This is a genomic window from Rheinheimera gaetbuli (genome assembly GCF_054781935.1).
In genome coordinates this window covers 1-1,162 of sequence record NZ_BAAGTL010000032.1, presented here as the reverse complement: position 1 = coordinate 1,162, position 1,162 = coordinate 1, and the positions used below count along the sequence as shown (strand labels likewise).

The following is a 1,162-nucleotide window of genomic DNA, read 5'->3' as shown; positions in this document are numbered from 1 at the left end:
CTCCGCCACTCCGCCGCGCTGATCATTTAACTGGGTTCCCGCCTGCGCATCCTCCTGCCACAGCACATTGAACTGCGTGTAGTTGAACGAGCTTTCAAAAGGCTGTTCGCCACCTCTGCAGCGTTTTATCTCCGCCAGCGGATAAAAACGGTATGGCAGAACCTGCTTGTACTTAGCTTCAACTTTATTGATCAACTCTATCCAGCTACCACCCTGGACAGACAGAGCCACCGGCAAAACATTTACAAACAGTCCCAGCACCTTCTCACTGTCCACCACCTCAGGGCGGCCATGGAAGGACACACCAGATACCACATGATCCTTAGCGCATGCTAAAGACAGGGTCTTAAGGTGCGCACAAAGCAGCACGGTTTTTAATGAACAACCCTGCTCAATGGCCAGCCGGCGCAAAGCTTTTGACTGCTCGCTGTCAAGAACATAAGACACCGTTTCAGAGACCGCAGTGTCTAAACAATATTCGTCTTCTTTCACATCGGCCAAACAAGGTAGCTGCACCCGACTTAAGGCTGAATCATCAAAGCTCTGCCAATAGTCACGCTGTACAGGGTCATTTAGTGCAGCCTGTTCACGGACAATAAAGTCGCGATAAGTAGAGCGCAGTGGCAACGTTTCTGTAGACTGACCGTTAAGCAAACCGCTATAGGTGCTTAGTAACTCGGCCATAAGACTGGCCTCGCTCCAGCCATCAAGAATGGCATGGTGAAAACTAAATCCTAGATACCAAACCCCTGCACGTGTTAACAAAGCAGCAAAACGGATCAATGGATAACTATCTTTAGCAAAACCATGCTGTAATTCATGTTGCTGCCACGCCTGTAAACCAGACTGAATGTCGCTTTCTAGCGGAATAACACTTAATTGCGGCAACACCTGACGGTATACCAGTTGCAACGGAACAGGATAACTCTCCAGATCAATGCCTGTACGCAGAATGGCATGGCGATCAGTCAGTAACTCTAGCGCCTTACGAAGACTATTCTCATCAAAGTCCAAGCCAATACGATAATGAACAATATCATGATATATACCTGCGCCACTTTGAAGCATGGTGTGATAGAGCATACCTTGTTGTAACTGCGACACCGGGTAAGCATCCTCTACGCCCGCAGGTAAGGCCGCCTGCACCTCTGCATCAACCAGC

General features: G+C 49.1%; 1 protein-coding gene. It reads right to left on the bottom strand.

The genetic code is table 11. The features are described 5' to 3' along the window. On the bottom strand, positions 1–1,162 hold a 1,162-nt coding region (locus ACYVIC_RS19615; RefSeq protein ID WP_460862682.1), incomplete at both ends, for a condensation domain-containing protein.